Genomic DNA, 1,383 nt, shown 5'->3' on the forward strand with positions numbered 1-1,383 from the left:
CGGGCGCCGGTGGTGTAGAAGGAGACTTTGCCGTCGCCGATGGTGTAGGTGAGGCGGCGGTTGACGCGGTAGCTGCCGCCCGGCACGTCGACCCAAGGCAGTTGGGAGAGCAGCCAGCGGGTGGTGATGCCGCGCATCTGCGGCAACGTCTTGGTCGTCGTGGCCAGTGTCCGCGCGGCTTTGACGCCGAGGGACAGCTGTTCTTCGGTGACGGTCAAGGCTTCACGCGCCGTTCGGGTTCGGGTGCGGCCGGGCGGGGCACGACCCGGGCCGCGGCGGTGCCGAGCCCGGTCGGCCCGAACGCCGACGGCGGCAGGCCGGGCCCGGGACGCGGCGGTTCCGCGTCGGGCTTGCGGGGCGGGGTCGCGGGCTCCGGCATCACGCCTCCCGGCCGAGTTCGGCGCTTTCCAGCACCGCCAACGCATCCGGCACCAGCACGGCAGCGGAGTAGTAGGCGGAGACGAGGTACGACATGATCGCCTGCTCGGACACGCCCATGAACCGCACATTCAGCCCCGGCTGGTACTCATCCGGCAACCCGGTCTGGTGCAACCCCACGACGCCCTGGGCCTGTTCCCCGGTCCGCATCAGCAGGATCGAGCTGGTCCGGGTCTCGGTTACCGGGATCTTGTTGCAGGGCAGGATCGGCACCCCCCGCCAGGCCGGAACGTGGTGCCCGCCGAAGTCGACGGCGTCGGGGTAGACCCCGGCTTTGGTGCATTCCCGCCCGAACGCCGCGATCGTCTTGGGGTGGGCCAGGAAGAACCCGGGGTCTTTCCACACCAACGCCAGCAGCTCGTCCAGGTCGTCGGGTGTGGGTGGGCCGGTGCGGGTGGGGATGCGCTGGGCGAAGTCGGCGTTGTGCAGGAGCCCGAAGTCGGTGTTGTTGACCAGCTCGTGCTCCTGGCGTTCCCGCAGGGCCTCGATGGTCAGCCGCAGCTGCTGCTCGATCTGGTTCATCGGCTGGTTGTAGAGATCCGCCACCCGGGAATGCACCCGCAGGACGGTCTGGGCGACCGACAGCTCGTATTCCCGGGGCTGGGCGTCGTAGTCGACGAACGTGCCCGGCAGCGTCGGTTCGCCGTCGTGCCCGGAGGCGAGGGAGATCTCGGCTTCGCCGTGGTCGTTGCGCGCGGATGAGCCGTCGGCGGTGAAGGCGTCGAGGTGGGCTTGCAGGGTGTCCGAGCGGGACAGGACGTCCTGGAAGACGTCGCGGGGCAGGGAGAGGACGGTGCAGGTGGTGACGGCTTTGGCGGTGAACTCCCAGATCCCGTCGTCGCGGATCAACGCGGTTTCGCCGAAGTAGTCGCCGTCGGCGAGGGTGCCCAGGACGGTTTGGTCGCCGTAGGCGCCGGTGCCGACCTTGGTGATTTTGCCGTGGGC

The 1,383-nt window shown here is 69.7% G+C and carries 2 protein-coding genes and 1 pseudogene; all 3 read right to left on the reverse strand.

What is annotated here, in order from left to right:
• A pseudogene (locus ABZ342_RS48895) lies at positions 1–218 on the reverse strand (Crp/Fnr family transcriptional regulator); the annotation flags it as partial.
• Entirely contained in the window at positions 215–379 is a 165-nt protein-coding gene (locus ABZ342_RS48900) for a hypothetical protein (RefSeq protein WP_360488928.1), read from the reverse strand. The pseudogene ABZ342_RS48895 and the gene ABZ342_RS48900, both read right to left, overlap by 4 nt.
• Positions 379–1,383 (reverse strand): family 2B encapsulin nanocompartment shell protein (locus tag ABZ342_RS48905; protein ID WP_360488930.1); only part of this gene is annotated, 1,005 nt, incomplete at its 5' end. The genes ABZ342_RS48900 and ABZ342_RS48905, both read right to left, overlap by 1 nt.

It is taken from the genome of Amycolatopsis sp. NPDC005961, from assembly GCF_040629235.1.
GTDB lineage: Bacteria > Actinomycetota > Actinomycetes > Mycobacteriales > Pseudonocardiaceae > Amycolatopsis > Amycolatopsis camponoti.